The sequence below is a fragment of the Prauserella aidingensis genome, from assembly GCF_024171865.1.
In the GTDB taxonomy this organism is placed as follows: Bacteria; Actinomycetota; Actinomycetes; order Mycobacteriales; family Pseudonocardiaceae; genus Prauserella; species Prauserella aidingensis.
This window is the reverse complement of record NZ_JAMTCN010000002.1, coordinates 272,170-291,087: the sequence shown is the minus strand read 5'-3', so window position 1 is coordinate 291,087 and position 18,918 is coordinate 272,170. Positions and strand designations below refer to the sequence as shown.

Genomic DNA, 18,918 nt, shown 5'->3' with positions numbered 1-18,918 from the left:
CCATGGATCCGACGGAGGAACGATTCCGCGCACTGGCACGGTCGGCGCCGTGGCGGTGGCGGTCGCTGCGATTCACCACGGGCCGGCGCCGCGCCGGCGAGGGCCAGGCGGTCCACACCGTGCGTGCACGGGTGCGCAAACCGGGCAGGCTCCGTGTCGAGGACCTCGAGGGCACCGTCCTCCACCGCAGCGCGGACCCCGACACGACCGAACCGCCCGCGGTCGACCTCGACACCGACGGTCTCCTCGCCCGACCTGCGGACGAAGCGTCTACGCCCCGGTTCGACTTCGAACCGCCGATGTACCGGAACTACCACTGGGTCGCGATGCTCGACCCGTACGAGCTGGCCGACGGCCGCGACGACGGCACCGCGGCGGCGGGCACGGAGATCCTCGACCTCGCCGCCGTCGAGCACCACGGCAGGCGGGCATGGCAGGCACGGCTGCGCACCACGCACCGGTACGACCCGCGCTGCGGGTGCTGCCCGCTGCTGTTCTCCGCGGCGTCGGAGGCCGCCGAGAACCACGAACCGCCGCCGGGCACGGTGTTCGCCGACGCCTATCTCGTACGACTCGACGTGGCGACGGGCGTGTGCGTGTACTCCGAGGACCTCGGCGGAAGCGCCGCGGGCCAAGGCCACGACGTGGCCATCGAGGACGTCGACGAGGACATGCCGGACGAGCTGTTCGGCACGCCGCACTCGCACGGACGCCGCTTCCAGTCGTATCGCGGGACCGGCCCGCGTGATGTTCCGGCCTACCGCGACGGAGCGACCCCGGGCCGGTTCACCGCCCTCCCCGAGCAATGAGTGCATCCACAGCGGACGGTGCGAGCATCTCGTCGGCCACGAGTCCCGCCAGCCCGACGAACGCGCCGTCGGCGCCGAGGCCGGACGGACCGACGTCGAGTCCGCGCAGCGCACTGGCGTGAGCGTTCGCCTCCACGGTGTCGCGTAGCGCGTCCAGGAACGGCGGCAGCACGCCGATCGCGCCGCCGATGCGGACGTGCCGCGGGTTGACGATCGTGACGACCGTGGCCAACACGGTGCCCACGAGCCTCCCCGCCTCGGCGGTGGCGCGCACGGCCTCCTCCGAACCGTCACGGACCCGGCGCACGACGTCGTCCATCGATCGCACCCCGGACGGTCGCAGCTCCCGCACGAGCGCCGTACCGCCCGCACCGGCCGCCACGCAGCCGCGACGACCGCACGAGCACCTGCGGTCGTCGCCCTCGATGCGCATGTGCCCCATCTCGCCCGCGGTGCCGCTCTCACCTCGATGAATGCGGCCCGACACGATGACGCCGGCCCCGATACCGGTACCGATCTTCACGCCGACGACCGTGGCGTCCGGCCTGCCCATCGCGCAGTGGTCGCCGAACGCGAGCGCGTTGGCGTCGTTCTCGAGCAGCACGGGCACACCGAACGCGTCGGCGAACGGTTCCCGCAGCAGGCGGGCGTTCCAGGCGGGCATGGTCGCCGGGGCGACGGTGACGCCGCGTTCGTGGTCGATCTGCCCCGGCAGGGACAGCGCCATCGCACGGAGCGCACCGGCGCGCCCGGTGCGGTCGAGCAGGTCACGGCCGGCACGGAGCAGCAGCGGGACGACGTCGTCGGGATCGTGCCGCGCGGGCAGTCGGTGGTGGTCGCGGGCGAGCACGGTGCCGCGCAGGTCGGTGACGGCCAGTGCCGCGTGGCTCTGTCCGAGGTCGACGGTCAGCGCGCTCGGTGTCTCGAGGTCGACCTCCAGCACCTCGGCGCGTCGCCCGCCGCTCGAGTGCCGGTGACCGCTCGTGCGCACCAGTCCGTGCGACCGGAGCGCGTCGAGGCGTTCGACGAGTGTGACGCGTGACAGGCCGACCCGGTCCTGCAGTTCCTGCCGGGTCAAGGGTCCGTGGGCGCGCAGCACGTCGAGTACCCGCCCCGGCGACGTCGCGCTCGGAGGGTTCCCCTGCTCGTTGGTCACGACCACGTTGACAATCAGCCTCCCGCCTACTTATGTTAACGGAACTGACAAAAGTAGGTAACACGGCACGTTGTCGACACACGCCGTCGGCCTGAACGTCCTCGGCCTGAACGTCTCTGCCCCGGGAGGCCCGGTGACCACCGCCGCCGGCAATCGCACCACCCACAGGCCGGCGAGCCTCGCCGCCCGGGCCGCCATGGTGCTGCGCGACAACGACACCGGCACGCTCGTGACCGCGTCGCCGCGGCTGTACCCGCACATGTGGAGCTGGGACGCGGCGTTCATCTCGATCGGACTCGCCCACCTCGACGTGGGCCGCGCCGCGGCCGAACTGGACACGCTGCTCTCGGCCCAGTGGCGCGACGGGATGATCCCCCACATCGTGTTCACCGGCGACAACGACTACTTCCCCGGACCCGACCGATGGGGCACCGACGACGCGCCGCAGCGTCCCGCGGGGGTGCGTACCTCCGGCATCTGCCAACCGCCCGTCCACGCCGTCGCGCTCCGCCGGATCGTCGACACGGCCCGCCGCACCTCCGACGCCGACACCCGCGTGGCGGAGGGCTTCGCCCGGCGCGCGTGGACACCACTGCACCACTGGCACCGCTGGATCGCCCGGCACCGCATGTCCGACGACCACGGCCTCGTCACGATCGTGCACGGCTGGGAGTCCGGAATGGACAACTCGCCGCGGTGGGACGTTCCGTACGCGGGCGTGCGACCGGGCGCCGACCTGCCGCCGTACGTACGCCTCGATGTGCTGAAGGTCGACGACCCCGGGGAGCGACCCAGCGACGACGAGTACGACCGGTACCTGTGGCTGATCGAGCAGATGCGGCGCGCCGACTACAACCCCGACAAGGTCGTCGAGACGTCGGCCTTCCTCGTCGGCGACGTGTTCGTCACCGCCGTGTTCGCGCTGGCCTCCGAGACACTCGCCGACCTCGGCGAGGAGATCGGTGCACCCGCGTCCGAGATCGCCGAGCTGCGCACGTGGGCCGAACGCGCCCGCACCGCGGCAGCCCGCAGTTGCGACCCCGACACCGGCATGGCACGCGACTTCGACGTCCGCACCGGCACCTGGCTCGACACGGAGTCCATCGCCGCGTTCTCGCCACTGCTGTGCGGCGGCCTGCCCGCCGAGGCCGAACAGCGGCTCATCGACACACTCGACGGCCCCGCGTGGTCGGCCCACCCGGACCTGTTCGCGGCCGTGCCCCCATCGGTGTCGCCACGGGCCGAGGACTTCGACCCGAAGCTGTACTGGCGCGGTCCACAATGGCCGGTCGTGACCTGGCTGTTCGGCTGGGCGTTCGGGCGGCGAGGTTGGGAACGACACGCCAGCGAGTTCCGCGCACAAGGCGTACACCTGGCCTCCGACGGGTCGTTCGGCGAGTACTACGAACCGTTCACGGGAACACCGCTGGGCAGCGCGAACCAGTCCTGGACCGCCGCCGTCGTCCTCGACTGGCTGTGCAGCGTGTAGCACCGCGAAATCCGCGTGTTGCGGATCCGAGGGCGCGTGTTGCGGGTTCGGGGGCGCGTGTTGCGGATTCGAGGGCGCGTGTTGCGGATTCGGGGGCGCGTGTTGGGCGCGCCCGCCTGTCTCCGACCACCGCCCAGCCGGACGGTGCCGGCACGAACGACACAATTCATCCGATCGAGCGTCGCACTTCGCACACACATTCGATACCGTCGAACCATGGGGGAACGCGAAGAACTGATCCGAACGTTGCGCGCCGCGCGAGCCGAACGAGCACGGGCGGACGCGACGGAGATGACGACACTGGCACGGCTGGCCGAACTCGACGACGTGCGCAGCGTCGCCGACGAGGTCGCACCGGAGTTGGGTGTGTCAACGGCCGAAGCGGCCCGCCGAATCGGGCGTGGTGTAGCACTGACCGCGCGGCTGCCGACCGTCCTGACTCTCATGCGGGCCGGGCGGGTGGAGGCGTACGGCGCCCGACGGGTACTGGACGTGACCGCGCCGCTGAACGACGACCACGCGCGCCGAGTGGACGAGCTGCTGGGTGAGCGACTCGCGGCCGATTCGTCGGCGTCACTGCTACCGGCCAATCTGGCCCGGCGGACGCGACGACTGGTCGAGAAGGTCGACCCCGAGGGGCAGACCGCACGCGCCCGCGCAGCGCGTCGCAACCGGTCGTTCCAACTGCGCCCCGGCGAACATGCGATGTCGCAGTTCACGCTCGACGCGCCCGCGAACGTCGCCGCGGCGGTCAAGAGCCACGTCGACGCACTGGCGAACGACCTCCGCCGGACGGACCGCGACGGACGCACCCTGGACCAGTTGCGGGCCGATGTGGCGTGCGACCTGCTCCTCGGTCGCAATCCCGGAGTCAGTGCACCACGTGCTGCGGCGTCGGTGTTCCTCCACCTCCCCGTCGACACTGCGCTGACCATGACCGACGACGGCTGCGAACTCGACGGATACGGCCCCGTGCCCGGTCCGATCGCCCGCGAGATCATGAGCGATCCGAACAGCATCTGGCGCGCCGTCCTCTGCGACCCGGGCACCGGGCGGCCCGTCGATCTCGGCCGCACCCGGCGGCGACCCACCGCTGCGGTACGGAACCTGGTGGCGGCACGCGACCGGGAGTGCTGCGTGCCCTGGTGCCACCGCCCCGCCCGCCGGTGCGACTTCGACCACGACACAGCCTGGCACCTCGGTGGCCACACCTCGGCCTCCAACGGCAGCGCCAAGTGCGACCACCACCACGCACGCAAGGACGACCCCGGATGGACGATCCACCACGAACCCGACACCGGAACCACAACGGTCACCACGCCGAGCGGTGCCACGCACACCGCCACTCCCGAACCCGTCCACGAGCCCGGCCGGCTACGGACACGGAAGCGACGCGACCCCGCCTGTCGATCCACGCAACAACCGGGACGACAACCGGCGAGACCCGTGATCACGGCACTGTCGGCCCTCACCCCGTCAGGAGAAGAACGAGCTGAACCTGCAGCTCACCGCACAAGCCGCCGAGCAACGCACCGGTGAGGATCAGGATCCACTCGTCCTGCTGGAACGCCGGACGCAGGAGCCCCTCGAACTCGGCGTCGTCGAGTTCACGCATCTTCGTCACGAGCGTGCCGCGGATGTCCATGGCATCAGCGGCATAGGTCTCGACATAGCGCAACGTCTCGGGCAGACGAGTCATCACCGACTCGGCGATGCGGTCCTTGAGAGCCCCGTACCGGCCGCCTCCCATGGCCAGCAGTACCAGCGGCTTCGCCACACCGGTGTGCCGCTCCAACTCGGCATCCACCTGCCGTTCGATCATCGTCAGCACCCGGTCGGACATCGGACCGCGCAGCACGGCGTCGATCACGTTGCGCGGCGTGATGATCTCGGTGGCGATCAGGTCGGCGTAGGCGTCGGTGACCTCGTCACGACGTTTCAGGAACAGCCCCTGCCAGGTCACGCCGAAGTACTTCCGCGGCCGCAACGGCCGGAAGATCATCTTCAGGGCCAGCCAGTCGGTGAACCAGCCGATGAACAAGCCGAACACCGGCATGACCAGCGGCACGCGCAGCAACAACCACACGATCATCTGCACGATGCCGATCAACGCGCCGAACAACAGCCCCGACCGGCCGATGAACCGGAACTCCTTGTGACCCGCCTCCTGAAAGATGCGGTTCAGCAGCGCCTTGTCCTTGACCAGGTGCGTGACGACCATGTCTTTCAGGTCGAACACCGAGTCGACGTCGGCCTTGATCTGGTCGATGACCTTCGCAACCATGTGCGGCGCCTGGTCCTGCACCCGGCGGATCACCATGCGCCTGGCCCGGTCGGGCAGTCGCTCCCACAGGCCGGGCTGATACCGCTCGGCCACGTCGACGACGATCTCCTCGATCGCCTCCCGCAGCGGAGCCTCGATTTCCTTGCCGATGCGTTCCGGATCCAGCCGCTGCACGATGTCACGCGGCGAGATCAACTGCTCGGTCATGGTGTCGACCGCGATACCCGCCATCCGCGCCGCCCGCCGCGGCACGATGCCCTGCCACCCGAGGAACGGCCTGCCCCGACGGCGGACACCGGTGAACTCGATCGGTTCGAACATCATGCGGATCGCGACCAGCTTGGTCACCCAGCCGATCAACGCTGCGACCAGCGGAATCGACGAATAGACAGGCCAATACCGCACGAAGTCGTCGACTATTCCGTGCAGGTACTCGCCCATCGATCACCGCCGCGCGTCGGATCCACAGCTGTGGCGCCTGCGCCGACCCCGTTGTCGACGCAGGCGCGCATGATCACACGACCAGGCGACTCGTCGCCAGAGCGCGACACCCGCCCCGAGTGGCGAACGGGGGTACAGCCGTCACGGTGCGCAGGCGAGCCAGAAGTTGACGCCGAGCGGCGTGATGCGCAGCGCGCCGCGGGTGATCTTCGGGCGTTTGACGAGGTCCTCGGCTTTCCGCACTGTCTCGTCGGTCATCAGGATCTCGTACTGGGTCGCCAGGTCGGTCTGCTCGTCGTCGATCTCGGCGAGGCCGAACGCCACCAGCCGGGAGACGTACACGGGCACGTGTGTGGTGGCCGACACCCCCGCGGTCTTGCCGATCGTCGAGGCGTTCCGCAGCACGACTCGTCCGGTCTTGCGTTCGGAGATCTGGACCACCGGGTAGTCGGCGCCGTCCGACAACACCGACAGGATGCGCGCCTCGTCGGGGGTGAGCTGCCGGAGGATCGACGCGTAGAGGTAGTCGCGCGCGGCTTCGCGGCTCAGGTATGTGGACCGGTTCAGCAGCGCGGCCATCCCGGCGCGCAACGGATCGGTCGGCAGTGGCACCGCGACGGCGGTCGACGAGTTCTTCGAACCGGACCCGTTCTCGCCGTGTCCGTCGGCGCCGTCCTCACCGGTGGGTGAGGACGGCAGTTCCGTGAGTTCGAGCAGCCTCCGGTTGCTGGCGCCCTCCATCCGTTTGTGGAGTTCGGTCAGCGCCTTCTGCTCGAGATTGCGCAGCGAGCGTTCAGCACCGTCGGCGCCGGGCAGGCGTTTGCCCAGCGAGTAGCCCGTCCGTGCCGCCCATCCGGCCAGCTTGCCCGCGCGCTGCATCAACTCGTCGGTTTCCACATGCCCGATGCTACTGGGCGGACGTCACGGAGTTGTTGATCACCGCCCGTTGCCGCGACGACACGGCAGGTCCACGGCGCCCTGCGGCCCGTGCGACCTCCGTTCGCGGTCCGTCCCGTCGGGGCCTCTCGCCACGTCCCTGTCGTTGCGGCACCTGCCCGAGTCCGCCGCAGTTCGGGCACGGCCCCTTGCGGTTGGGGGTCAGCCCGGAACCGTGGCAACGAGGGCAGTCGACCATGTCGCCGACCTTCATCGTGTGCACCTCCCACCGATGATGTCCGGTTTCGGAAGACACGCACTGTAGAACGCATTGGAATAATCTGGTTCCGCCGACAGGACCAGTCTGCAAGTTGCGTTTCCTACCGAGAGTGACGGAAGCGGCCGGCGGGGCCGGTGTCGCCACGGCGAACAGCCGTCCGCATGCCCGCCGGTCGGCGTCACCCACGCGTCGACGCCGTCGTCGTGGCGCGGTCGGTCTCGTGCGGCGCATTCCATGCGCCGGCGTAATCGGATTCGACCGGGCCCCGAAACGGCTCGGCCGCCCGGCAGACGCCCCCCTGCGGCCCCTGCCGGACGGCCGACCTCGCCGGTCCCCACCGGGCGAAACGGCCGGCCCGGTTCGACGGTCCCCACCACGAACCGGGCCGGCCGGCGCACCACGCCACTTCGGCGATGTCCCCGCGCCGCAGGCGATGTGGTGCGCGATGGGCCGCCCCCGCGGCCCGCACATCTCATCTAGTCCCCGAGCCACTCCTTGGCGGCTTCGAGCCCGTCGACGGTGATCTGGTGCCCACCCGGGTGCCAGTACTCGGTCACCTCGGCGCCGCGCTCCCGGAAGGTGCGCACCAGTCGTTCACTCGAGTCGAGCGGCGCCATGGGGTCGTGCCTTCCGTTGGCGAGGAACACCCGCGATTCCGCGAGGTCGCCCGCGGGCGGCTCGGGCAGCGGCGACATGGCGGAGAACAGCATCACCTCGCTGAGCACGTCCGGCCGCAGCAGCGCGACGGCGGCGGCGATGTTGGCGCCGTTGGAGAACCCTGCGGCCACGAGCCTGCGCCCGGCGAGGCCGTAGTGCTCGCGGGCGGACTCGACGAACTCGGCCAGCTCGCCGGCGCGCACGATGACGTCCTCGACGTCGAACACGCCCTCGGCGAGCCTGCGGAACCAGCGCGCCGCGCCGTTCTCCGAGACCGGTCCGGCAGGCGCGATCATCGTCGACGAGGGGCTGAGCTCCTTGCCGAGCACGAGGATGTCGTCCGGGCTGCCCCCAGTGCCGTGCAGGAGCAACAGCACCGGCTCGGCCTGCGAACCCTCGACGTACCGATGGTCGAACGCCGGGCCCGTCATGCCTGCACCGGGTTGTTCTCGGCGGGCAGCTCCAGCTGCGGCAGCGCATTGGCGATCTGGTCCCGCGTCGGCTCGAGCCACGGGGGCAGCTTCAGCGCACGCCCGAGTTCGAGCAGCGGCTCGTCGATGTCGAACCCGGGCTGATCGGTCGCCACCTCCAGCAGCACACCGCCCGGCTCGCGGAAGTAGATGGAGCGGAAGTACTGCCGGTCGAGCACCGACGTCACGCCGACGCCCGTGCCGACGAGTTCCTCCCGCAGCGCGAGCTGCTCGGCGTCGTCGGCTGCCCGCCAGGCGATGTGGTGCACCGTGCCGCCCGCGACGACACCCTTCGGCGCGTCCGGCGTGACCTCGACGTCGACGAACGCACCCGAGCCACCGTCGCCTGCCTGGAAACGGAACCGGCCGGAGCTCTCCCCGGCGAGCGACAGGCCGAGGCCGTCGGTGAGCATCGCCGCGGTCGCCTCCTCGGAGGTCACGGACATGGTCACCGAGTGCAGTCCGCGGATCGCGTGCTCGGCGGGCACGAACGGCGTGTCCCACGGCGCCCGCGGGTCGGGCTGCGGATGGGCGACGAGGGCGATCTGCAGCCCGTCCGGGTCACGGAAGGTGAGCGCCTCCTCGTTGTCCCTGGTCACCACGGTTCCCGGTGTGGTTCCGGACGTCTCGAGGTGCTGTTTCCACCAGCCGAGCGAGTGCTCCGGCACGGAGAAGGCGGTGGTCGTCGCCTGGCCGGTGCCGATTCGCCCCTTCGGCACGCCGCGCCAGGGGAAGAACGTCAGCAGCGTGCCGGGCCGGCCCGCCTCGTCGCCGTAGTACAGGTGATACGTCTCCGGGTCGTCGAAGTTGACGGTCGTCTTCACCAGGCGCAGTCCGAGCGTGCGCAGATAGAAGTCGACGTTGCGCTGCGGGTCGCCACCAATGGCGGTGACGTGGTGCAGGCCGCTGGTCTGGAAGCCCATGGCGATCTCCTCCGAACTCGTTGGGGATGACGTTAGCGCGAAAGCCTCTCGCGTGCAAGACATCTCTTAGCGAGAGTTTGTCACACAAGACTCTTTACCGTGAGAATCGGCCCTGCTAGATTCAGCTGTACGAGAGTCATCAAGGCGAGAATCTGCGCCGGGAAGCGACATGTAAGGTGGTCCACCGTGACGACAGAGCCGGACGACGACGAGATCGTGACCTGGTGGGGCCTTGTGATCGAGGGCTACCTGGCCACCCAAGACCGACTGATGGGCGAGATCGCGGAACGCTTCGACCTTCCGCCCGCCTCGTTCGACATCCTGGTGCGGCTCGTCCGCTCCCCGGAACACCGACTGCCGATGACCCGGCTGGCGAAAGAGGCCGCACTGTCCAGCGGCGGCTTCACCAAGGTCGCCGACCGCCTCGTCGCCGCCGACCTCATCGAACGGGTACCCAGTTCCGAGGACCGACGCGTCACGTACGCGTGCCTGACCGACCACGGCCGCGAGGTCGCGTCGAACGCGCGGAAGGCGTGTGCGGACATCCTGCGCGAGCGCGTGCTCACCCCGCTGGGCAACCGGTCGTCCGAGGAGCTCGCCGAGGCGATGCGCACTCTGCGCAGCGTCAACGGGGCGAACCCGGAGTGACGGCCCACCCCGGGTGACGCCTCCTGCCGCCGGGCGAGGGGCCCGACGGCAGGACGACACGACCCCGGTCCGGGTCAGGCCTCGACCGGAGCCGTGCGCGGCATCGCGTGGGTGGCGAGGTCGCCGTTGTCGGCCGACCGCACGGTGAGGGGCTCCGCCGGGCCGCGCAGGTCGAGCATGACGTCGGGGCCCACGGCCGTCGCCACGGCCGGATGCAGCACCACGGCGCCGAACCACACCTCCGTGTCGACGCCCTCGACCTCCGCCGGCACCACGTGCCCGGCCGCATCCGCCGACTCGGCGCGGGCCCCGTCGAGGACACACTCACCGGCGCGGACGGACAGGCGGAGGGTCGGTTCCGCGCGGCTCTCGACCGCCCGAAGCAACGCGTCCTTGGCGACGACCACCCGTGTCGACGGGTCGGGCAGCGCGGCCAGCAGGCCGTGGTGGTCGGGGAACTCGTCGTCGAGCAGCCGGCACCGCACGTCGCCCGACGTCGGCCCCGCACCGCCGTGGTCACCGCCCACGGCACGGCCGCCCGGTCCGGCGACCTCGTGGAACCGCACGCCGTCCGGCAACGCCTCGAGCCGCACGACGTGCCGACGGCGGACCTCGCCGAGCACCGCACGCAGGTCGTCGCCGCTCAGCGTCGCCGCCCAGTCCGCGCCGGACGCCTCCTCGGGGACGAGCGTGCGGGTGGACAGGCGGTACCGGTCGGTGGCGGTCAGCGTCAGCGCCTCCCCGCTCACCTCGAGCCGCACCCCCGCGATCGCCGGATAGTCCTCCGCGACACCCGTCGCGACGAGCACCTGGTCGACCGCCGCGGCCAGCACCGGGCCCTTCACGGTCGCCAGCGGCACCGCGTCGTTCCCGGCCAGCGCCGCCTTCACGTCGACGGCCCGCCGCCGGGCCTCCTCCGCGCGCGCCGAGAGGGACGCGACGTGCTCGTCGATCAGCCGGGTCGCACGCGTCGGATCGGCGGTCAGCACCTCGTAGACGGTCGCGAGCGGCATGTCGAGCTCACGGAGCCTGCGCACCGTGACGGCGCGTTCGAGCTGGTCGACGTGGTAATAGCGGTAACCGGAGGCCGCGTCGACGTCGGCGGGCCGGAGCACGCCGGAGTCGTCGTAGAACCGTAGTGCGCTGGCGGTGAGGCCGCTGCGGCGCGCGAACGTTCCGATGGGAAGCAACTCGGTGTCGGGCATGACGGTGATACTCGGCTTTCAGGCGACTCGAAGGTCAACCGGCGGGGTGTCCACCGGGCGGAGGCTTCCTCATGGTCACGAATCGTGGTCGGATGGTCACCCGACAGTGTCGCGATGACTAAGGTAAGACTAGCCTTACAACGGCTCCGACCCATCGAGGTAATCCGTGACCATCGCTGCTCCCCCTCCCGGAACCGCCCGTCCCGGAAACGCAGCCGACTCCGTTCTCGACTGTGTCGGCCACACACCCGTCGTGGCGCTGCGGAGACTGTTCCCCGAACCCGACGTCGAGGTGCTCGCCAAACTCGAACTGATGAACCCCGGCGGCAGCATGAAGGACCGCTCGGCACGCCACATCGTCGAGAGCGGACTGCGCGACGGGACGTTGACCCCCGGCTGCACCATCGTGGAGAGCAGCTCCGGCAACTTCGGTGTCGCCCTCGCCATGGCCGCCCGGATCCACGACCTGCGGTTCGTCTGCGTCGTCGACTCGAAGACCACCCGGGCCAACCGGGTGCTGTTGCGGCACCTCGGCGCCGAGGTCGACCTGGTGGACGTCACCGACGACCCCGGGACCACCGGCGCCGACACGACGACCACCGATGCCACGAGCGCCGATGCTCCGAGTGCCGATGTCCCGAGTGCCGACGGCGGCCCGCTAGGCAGCAGGCTCCGCCGCGTCCGCGAGATCCTCGACGAACGTCCCGACGCGGTGTGGATCAACCAGTACGCCAACGAGCGCAACTGGCAGGCCTTCTACCACGGCACCGGCGCGGAACTCGCCCATCAGCTCCCGGGCCCACCGACCGTCCTGTTCGGACCTGTCAGTACGACGGGCAGCCTGCTCGGCTGCTCTCGAAAACTCCGCGAACGGTTCCCCTCGCTCCGCGTGACCGCGGTCGACGCCGCCGGATCCGTGATCTTCGGCGGCACCCCCGGCAGGCGCGACATCCCCGGCATCGGTTCGAGTCGCGTGCCGGAACTGTGCGCCCCGGACGAGGTCGACGACGTCGTGCACGTCACCGACGCCGATGCCGCACTGGCATGCCGCGAACTGGTCGCCGCCGAAGGCATCTTCGCGGGCGGCTCCAGCGGTTCGGTCGTCGCCGCCGTCCGACGTCGCCTCGCCGAGCTGCCGAGGCCCTGCCGCATCGTGGCGATCCTCCCCGACCGCGGTGACCGCTACCTCGACCTCGTCTACGACGACGACTGGCTGGCCGAGGCGATCGCCCGTGGCTAGCGCGCACCCGACCGGCGCGGGGCGGGCGGCCGACACCGGACAGCCGAGCGACGTCGTCATGGCCGACCTGCTCGACACGCTGATCCGCGAACGGCTGTGCGGATTCGACGCGGGCACGATCGCAGGAGAAGGAGACAGCGACGGCGGCGAGTACCGGATCGCCCACGACAGCGGGTGCGTGCGGTTCCGGGTCAGGCCCGGCGGTGCGCTGCAGCCCTGGCGGTACGCGGGCGGCCCGGTGCGTCACGGCGACCGCGAGGTGACGGCGGCGGAACTGCTCCGGCTCGTCGCCGCGCCCGAACCGCCGGCCGAGCCCGGCCACGATGCCGCCGACCAGGACAGCGCCGGCCAGGGATCCGGCAACCAGGGCGCTGCCGACCGCGACGCCGTCAGTCGGGACGCCGTCGACCAGGTGGCAGCCGACCTCGACACGGCGGCCGCACACGCCGCGGTTCCCGCCGACGCGGGCGGCATCGTCGGCGACCCCGAACTGACGACGGCCGCGCGCGGCAGGCCCTTCCACCCCACGGCTCGCGCCGTCGTCGGATGGCACGCCGACGACCTCGTCCACTACGGACGGAGCGAGTTCGGCCTCGACTGGCTCGCCGTGCGCACCGGACGCCTGCGGTTCGGCGACGGCGCGTGGGATGCCGCCGCGCTGCCGGGGGCCCCTTCCGTGGCCGACGGGGAAACGCTCGTGCCGGTGCACCCGTGGCACCTCGACCACGTGCTGCGCACCGAATTCGCCGAGGAGTTCGCCGCGGGCGACGTCCGCGTCGTGGCACGCGGCACGGGCCGATGGCGGCCGACGTCGTCCGTGCGCACACTCGCACCCGCGGGACCGGACGGGACCCCGAGCAGCCGGACGAACCCGGACCCCCGAACGAACCCGAGTCCCCGAACGAACGCGGGCCCGCGGATGAACACGGGCCCGCAGGTGAAGCTGCCGCTGGGCGTCAACACGCTGGGCTCGGCCAGGATGCTGCCGCCGCGGTACCTCGACAACGGACAGCGCGGTGAGCGGCTGCTGCGCGACGTCGTCACAGCCGACCCCGAACTCTCCGAACTGGTCGTCGTCGCCGGGGAGACGTCGTGGTGCGGCTGGAACGGCGACCCGTACGCCGACAGGCCGGGACTGCTGGCCGCACAACTGCGCCACTATCCGGTGGAAGCCGCCGATGCGGTCCCGATGGGCGCCTTCGCCTCGGCGGAGCACCTGGCGGCCCACCCGGTCGACCCGGCGACGTTCTTCCGCGACATCGCCGCGGGTTTCTGCGCCGTAGCCGTCGGATTTCTCTGCCACGGCGTCCTTCCCGAGATCCACGGGCAGAACGTGCTGCTCGCGGGCGACCGGTTCGTGCTGCGCGATCACGACACCGTCCGCTACTGCCCGGCCTGGCTCTCGGCGCCCGACCCCGGGTATCGCGTCAAACCCGGGGCGCGCCAGTCGTTGCGACTCGACGAGCCGGCCGAGCTGGTCGGTTATCTGCAGACACTGGGCTTCCAGGTCAATCTCCACGCCATCATCGACGCCCTCTCCCACCACTACGACGTTCCCGAGAGTCACTTGTGGACACAGCTGCGCGACGTACTGGAACACCACCTCGAACGGCGGGCGACGATCCACCGGCGCGATCCGGCCGTGCGGACGAGGATCGCGACCGTACGCGGACTGCTGTTGGACGCGCCGACGTGGCCGAGCCGCGAGGTGCTGCGGCCACTGCTTCACCGCGGCCGGTCGAGCGGCGTGAGTATGCCTGCGGCGACGGGAACGGTTCCCAATCCGCTCGCCTTCCGGGCGCCGCACCGGCCATGACCGCCTCACGGCCGTACCCCCGCGCGCAGCAGGCGACGATCCGGCGCATCGTCAACGCCTACCTGCGGGAGAACGGGCTCCACGACATCACCGCGGGACCGTTGACCGTGTCGCTGCCCGCCAGCGGGGACGTCCTGCGGCTGACCGTCACCCACGCCTCGCCCACGGGGCACCACGACTACGCCGAAACGCCCGCGCACGTAATCGACGCGATCCTCGGTGAACTCGAACGGCGCACCGGTTTCTCCGGAACGCGGGTGCTGCGTGCGCAGATCGACGGCAGTATCGACCGCACCGCGCGCTACCTGGCACAGCCGCGCCGCGCCCGGCCGAGCCACGCCGACCCGGCACGCGAGTCGGAGCAGAGTGTCCTGTTCGGACACCCGTTCCATCCCACGCCGAAGAGCGCCGAGGGGTTCAGCGACGGCGATCTCGACGCGTTCGCACCGGAACTCGGGGTGTCCTTCGCGCTGCCGTACCTGGCCGTGGCCCGGGAACTCGTCCACGAGGAGGGTGATGTCACGGTTCCCGGCGACGTCGCGGCCGTCGTTCCGGACGGCTACGTCCCGATACCGGTGCATCCGTGGCAGGCCCGGCACCTGCGGCGCAACCCCGCCGTGCGGCGGCTCGCCGACGCCGGGTCGATCGTCGACCTCGGACCGTGCGGTGGCGAGGTGTATCCCACGTCGTCGGTGCGCACCGTGTGCGACCCCACCGCCGGGGTGACGTGGAAGGTGCCGCTCCACGTGCGCATCACGAACTTCGTCCGCAACACTCCGGTCGAACACCTGCGCCGCGCCGCCGATGCCGCCCGCGTGGTCGCGCAACTCCCGCGCCGCCGCGGTTTCGAGATCGTGGCCGAGACCGGAGTGCGCACGCTCGACCCGGCGGCCGTGGGCCACGACCTCGCCGCCGAGGTCAACGTCGTACGGCGGGTCGCGCCCGACCGATGCGCCCGGGTGCTGGCCGGACTGCTCGACGACCCCGCGGTCCTCGCGGGCTACGCGGACCGCTCCGGCGACGTCGAGGAATGGTTGCGCCGGTACCTCGGGATCGCGCAGATCCCGTTGCTGTCGTCGTTCGCCGACCACGGCGTCGCGTTCGAGGCCCACGTCCAGAACTCGCTGCTGCGCCTCGACGACGACGGGATGCCGGCTCGTTTCCTGGTGCGGGACATGGAAGGAGTCGCCGTCAGCCGCAGTCGCGCCGGGCTGCTGCCGCCCGGGAGTCCGGCGCTCTACGACGACGAGGAGGCGTGGCGCCGGCTGTGCTACCACGCGGTGACGAACCAGCTGGCACACGTGATCCACGCGCTCGGCAGGCACACGTCCATAGGTGAACGCCGGTTGTGGACGGTGGCCGCCGACGAGCTCGCGCGTTTCTCCGACGCCGACCGCCTCCTGGCCATGCCCGAACTTCCCGCGAAAGCGAATCTGCTGAGCCGGTTCACCCAGCGTGGCGAACGGCCCCACTACGTCCGAATCCCGAATCCACTGTGGAAGGCGGCGAGCCGATGACGACGAACCCCGGTGACGGCGAGGATTCCCCTGCCGAGGCGGGCATCCCGCACGAAGCCTCCCGCACGACCGAGGCGGACATCGCGAGCGAGGCCAACGTCCTGACCGCGGCCCTCACGAGCTCCGCCGGGGCGACCGTACGGGAACGCGTGCTGCACCAACTGCTCGGCTCGCTGCTCTACGAGAACGCCTTCCACCCGGGAACGGTCGACTTCGGCGCGCTCGACATCGCACCGGACGCCGCGGCCGACACCGCCGTCGGAGCCACCGCCTGCGACGAGCCGCGACGGTGCGAGATCCGCTGCCCGAACGGCGTGCGCTACACGTTCCGCGCGCGGCGCCGAGCGACGTTCGGCCGCGTCACCGTGGACCAGCTGCTCCGCGACGGACAGCCGCCGACGTCCGTCAGTGGCTTCCTGGCCGACGTCGCCGAGCTCGTCGACGCGGACCCGGACCACCTGCCCCGGTTCGCGCGGGAACTGGAGGAGACCTGGGTCAAGGACACGCTGGCGCAGCACCATCGGCGCCGCACCGAGACGGCACCACTCGCCGGGCTCGACGCCGACACCTTGGAGGGTGCCGTCACCGACGGGCACCGCTACCACCCGACCTACAAGTCGAGGATCGGCTTCGGGGTGACCGACAACCTGGCCTACGGACCGGAGTTCTTCCCGGATGTCCGTCCACTGTGGCTTTCCGTCGACCGCAACCTGGCCGACGTGACGACCGGCTTCGGCGTGTCCGAACGCGACCTCGCACCGGAACCGCTGACTGCCGAGGACGACCGCGTGCTCGTTCCCGTCCACCCGTGGCAGTGGCGCAACCACGTGGCGGCGGCGTTCGCACCGGAGATCGCCGAGGGCGCGATCACCCCGCTCGGCACCGATCCATCCCGGTTCCGGCCGCAGCAGTCCATCCGCACCCTGGCCAGCGCCGACGCGCCGCACCGGCCGTGCCTGAAACTCGCGATGTCACTCGTGAACACGTCGACGAGCCGGGTACTCGCCCCGCACACCGTCCACAATGCCCCGCTGATATCCGACTGGCTGGCCGGGATCGCGCGCGACGACCCGTTCCTGCGGGACGAACTGCGTCCCGTGCTGTTGCGGGAGATCGCGGGAACCGCCGTGGCGCCCGCCGTCGACGACCCGCTGCGACGCGCGGGCACGTACGGCACGCTGGCGTGCATCTGGCGCGAGAGCCTCCGTCCCCACCTGGACCGGGGTGAGGCGGGCGTGCCGTTCACCGGACTCACCGCGCGCGACCTCGACGGCACGCCACTCATCGACCCGTGGGTGAGCGGCGGCGCGCTCACCACGTGGGTCCGCCGCCTCGCCGAGGCCGTCGTCGTCCCGGTGCTGCACCTACTGTGCCGGCACGGTGTCGCCCTCGAATCCCACGCGCAGAACATGGTGCTGCTGCACCGTGACGGTGTGCCCACTCGCGTCGCACTGCGTGACTTCCACGACGGCGTGCGGTTCTCCCGCGACCGCCTCGCCGAGCCGGACCGCTGCCCGCCCCTGCGGGCCACACCGGAGCACCACGCGAATCGCAACTCCTTCGTCGAGACCGACGACCCGCAGCTCGTCGCCGACTTCGTGCTCGACGCGTTCCTGTTCATCGGCGTCGGCGAGCTCGCCGTGTTCCTCGACGACGCCTACGGCCTCGCCGAACCCGACTTCTGGTCGATCGTCGCCGACGTCCTGCGCGGCTACCTCGACCGGTTCCCCGATCCCCGCTACGACGTGTTCGTCCGGGGCGTGAACGTGGAGAAGCTGACGACCCGCAGACTGCAGCCCGACACCGAACTGCGGCTTCACCGCGTGCCCAACCCGCTCGCGACCGCGGCGATCCAGGACTCCGCACCCGGCCCTGCCGCACCGACCGCACCGGACGTCGCATGAGCGCGCGCGAGCCGGTCTGCCGGTACGTCTACGACCTCGACGGACTGTCGGCCCACGTCCGCGACGTCGTGGCCGCGCTGCCGCCGCGCTGCCGCATGTTCTACGCCATGAAGGCCAACAGCGCGCCCGAGATCCTGCGCACCCTCGCACCGCTCGTCGACGGGTTCGAGGTCGCCTCGGGCGGCGAGTTCGACAAGGCACGCGCGGCGGGCGACGGCGTCCCGGTGGTGTTCGGTGGCCCGGCGAAGACCGAGGGGGAGCTCGTCCGGGCACTCACCGGCGGTGTGGCGCGATTCCACGTCGAGAGCCTGCTGGAACTGCACCGGATCTCGCGCGCTGCCGTCGCGACCGGCCGCACCGCCGACGTGCTGCTGCGCGTCAACCTCGCCGGGCCGTTCCCGGACGCGACGATCGCCATGGCGGGCACACCGACGCAGTTCGGCATCGAGGAGGCCCAGCTCCCGCAGGCGATGCGGGCGGCACGGCAGCTGCCCGGCGTGCGGCCCGTCGGTTTCCACCTGCACTCGCTGTCGAACAACCTCTCCCCGTCGGCGCATCTCGACATGGTGCGGCTGTACCGGGACAAGATCGCCGGCTGGGAGCGCGCGTTCGGCCTGGCCTGCGACGTCGTCAACGTGGGCGGCGGCATCGGCGTGAACTACGCACAGCCCGACGTGCCGGGGCAGGTGGGTCCGCAGTTCGACTGGACCGGCTTCGCCGCCCAGCTGAGTCGCCTTGTCGACACGTTCCCGGCGCACTGGCGGGAGGTCGACTTCGAGTGCGGCCGGTTCCTGGTGGCGGCCTACGGCACGTACGAGACCGAGGTGCTGGACGTGAAACGCAACCACGCCGCGCACTTCGTCCTCGTGCGCGGCGGTACGCACCATTTCCGGCTGCCGTCGTCGTGGCAGCACAGCCACCCGTTCCGCGTGCGCCCCTGCGAGGACTGGCCGCCGGACCTGCCCCGGCCCGAAGCGGCAGGCACCCCGGTGACGGTCGTCGGCGAGCTGTGCACCCCGAAGGACGTGCTCGCCCGCGACGTCGTCGTCGACCGCGTGCGGGCGGGTGACGTACTCGAGTTCGTCCACGCGGGGGCCTACGGCTGGGAGATCTCTCACCACGACTTCCTCAGCCACCCGCACCCGGAACACGTCTTCCACGGGAGAATGCCGGGGTGAACCCCGCCGCCTCGACACCACCCGC

The 18,918-nt window shown here is 71.0% G+C and carries 15 protein-coding genes; 9 read left to right on the top strand and 6 right to left on the bottom strand.

What is annotated here, in order from left to right:
* Window positions 1-2 precede the first annotated feature (2 nt).
* Window positions 3-809: a hypothetical protein gene (locus LY13_RS03330; RefSeq protein WP_253826630.1), complete on the top strand. Its 807-nt coding sequence runs from the start codon at window positions 3-5 to the stop codon at window positions 807-809.
* Here LY13_RS03330 and LY13_RS03325 read toward each other — a convergent pair.
* The gene (locus LY13_RS03325; RefSeq protein WP_253826629.1) at window positions 787-1,965 is read right to left on the bottom strand and encodes an ROK family transcriptional regulator; all 1,179 of its coding nucleotides are present in this window, start codon (window positions 1,963-1,965) and stop codon (window positions 787-789) included. The two genes, LY13_RS03330 and LY13_RS03325, sit on opposite strands and share 23 nt — an antisense overlap.
* A gap of 133 nt (window positions 1,966-2,098) precedes the next feature.
* On the opposite strand from LY13_RS03325, the gene ggh reads away from it, so the two are divergent.
* Both ggh and LY13_RS03315 read left to right on the top strand, forming a co-directional pair.
* Window positions 2,099-3,454: a glucosylglycerate hydrolase gene (gene ggh / locus LY13_RS03320; protein ID WP_308216257.1), complete on the top strand. Its 1,356-nt coding sequence runs from the start codon at window positions 2,099-2,101 to the stop codon at window positions 3,452-3,454.
* 216 nt (window positions 3,455-3,670) lie between these two features.
* Complete coding sequence (locus LY13_RS03315) at window positions 3,671-4,993, top strand: HNH endonuclease (protein ID WP_253826628.1); 1,323 nt, start codon at window positions 3,671-3,673, stop codon at window positions 4,991-4,993.
* On the opposite strand, the gene LY13_RS03310 is transcribed toward LY13_RS03315, so the two are convergent.
* The 4 genes from LY13_RS03310 to LY13_RS03295 all read right to left on the bottom strand — a co-directional run bounded on the left by LY13_RS03310 (window position 4,923) and on the right by LY13_RS03295 (window position 9,385).
* A complete protein-coding gene (locus tag LY13_RS03310) occupies window positions 4,923-6,179 on the bottom strand; it encodes a DUF445 domain-containing protein (RefSeq protein ID WP_253826627.1) in 1,257 nt (418 codons plus the stop codon). The two genes, LY13_RS03315 and LY13_RS03310, sit on opposite strands and share 71 nt — an antisense overlap.
* A gap of 141 nt (window positions 6,180-6,320) precedes the next feature.
* Window positions 6,321-7,076 (bottom strand): Abi-alpha family protein, encoded by a 756-nt coding sequence (locus LY13_RS03305; protein WP_253826626.1) that lies wholly within the window; start codon window positions 7,074-7,076, stop codon window positions 6,321-6,323.
* 735 nt (window positions 7,077-7,811) lie between these two features.
* Window positions 7,812-8,423: an alpha/beta hydrolase gene (locus LY13_RS03300; RefSeq protein ID WP_253826625.1), complete on the bottom strand. Its 612-nt coding sequence runs from the start codon at window positions 8,421-8,423 to the stop codon at window positions 7,812-7,814.
* The gene (locus tag LY13_RS03295) at window positions 8,420-9,385 is read right to left on the bottom strand and encodes a ring-cleaving dioxygenase (protein ID WP_253826624.1); all 966 of its coding nucleotides are present in this window, start codon (window positions 9,383-9,385) and stop codon (window positions 8,420-8,422) included. The genes LY13_RS03300 and LY13_RS03295 overlap by 4 nt, the downstream gene beginning before the upstream one ends.
* A 186-nt stretch (window positions 9,386-9,571) precedes the next feature.
* On the opposite strand from LY13_RS03295, the gene LY13_RS03290 reads away from it, so the two are divergent.
* A complete protein-coding gene (locus LY13_RS03290; RefSeq protein WP_253826623.1) occupies window positions 9,572-10,033 on the top strand; it encodes a MarR family winged helix-turn-helix transcriptional regulator in 462 nt (153 codons plus the stop codon).
* A gap of 74 nt (window positions 10,034-10,107) precedes the next feature.
* On the opposite strand, the gene LY13_RS03285 is transcribed toward LY13_RS03290, so the two are convergent.
* Window positions 10,108-11,238 (bottom strand): DNA polymerase III subunit beta family protein, encoded by a 1,131-nt coding sequence (locus LY13_RS03285; protein ID WP_253826622.1) that lies wholly within the window; start codon window positions 11,236-11,238, stop codon window positions 10,108-10,110.
* A gap of 253 nt (window positions 11,239-11,491) precedes the next feature.
* Here LY13_RS03285 and LY13_RS03280 point away from each other — a divergent pair, with 253 nt between their 5' ends.
* Genes LY13_RS03280 through LY13_RS03260 form a run of 5 tightly spaced genes read left to right on the top strand, consistent with a single transcriptional unit; the run spans window position 11,492 to window position 18,893 of the window.
* The gene (locus tag LY13_RS03280; protein ID WP_253826621.1) at window positions 11,492-12,478 is read left to right on the top strand and encodes a pyridoxal-phosphate dependent enzyme; all 987 of its coding nucleotides are present in this window, start codon (window positions 11,492-11,494) and stop codon (window positions 12,476-12,478) included.
* Window positions 12,471-14,294 (top strand): IucA/IucC family protein, encoded by a 1,824-nt coding sequence (locus LY13_RS03275; RefSeq protein WP_253826620.1) that lies wholly within the window; start codon window positions 12,471-12,473, stop codon window positions 14,292-14,294. The genes LY13_RS03280 and LY13_RS03275 overlap by 8 nt, the downstream gene beginning before the upstream one ends.
* Window positions 14,291-15,811 carry an IucA/IucC family protein gene (locus tag LY13_RS03270; protein ID WP_253826619.1) on the top strand — a complete coding sequence of 507 codons (1,521 nt, stop codon included), beginning with the start codon at window positions 14,291-14,293 and terminating at the stop codon, window positions 15,809-15,811. Before LY13_RS03275 ends, LY13_RS03270 begins: the two co-directional genes overlap by 4 nt.
* The gene (locus LY13_RS03265; RefSeq protein ID WP_253826618.1) at window positions 15,808-17,715 is read left to right on the top strand and encodes an IucA/IucC family protein; all 1,908 of its coding nucleotides are present in this window, start codon (window positions 15,808-15,810) and stop codon (window positions 17,713-17,715) included. The genes LY13_RS03270 and LY13_RS03265 overlap by 4 nt, the downstream gene beginning before the upstream one ends.
* On the top strand, window positions 17,712-18,893 hold the full coding sequence (locus LY13_RS03260) for a type III PLP-dependent enzyme (protein WP_253826617.1): 1,182 nt from the start codon (window positions 17,712-17,714) through the stop codon (window positions 18,891-18,893). The genes LY13_RS03265 and LY13_RS03260 overlap by 4 nt, the downstream gene beginning before the upstream one ends.
* The last annotated feature ends 25 nt before the right edge of the window (window positions 18,894-18,918 follow it).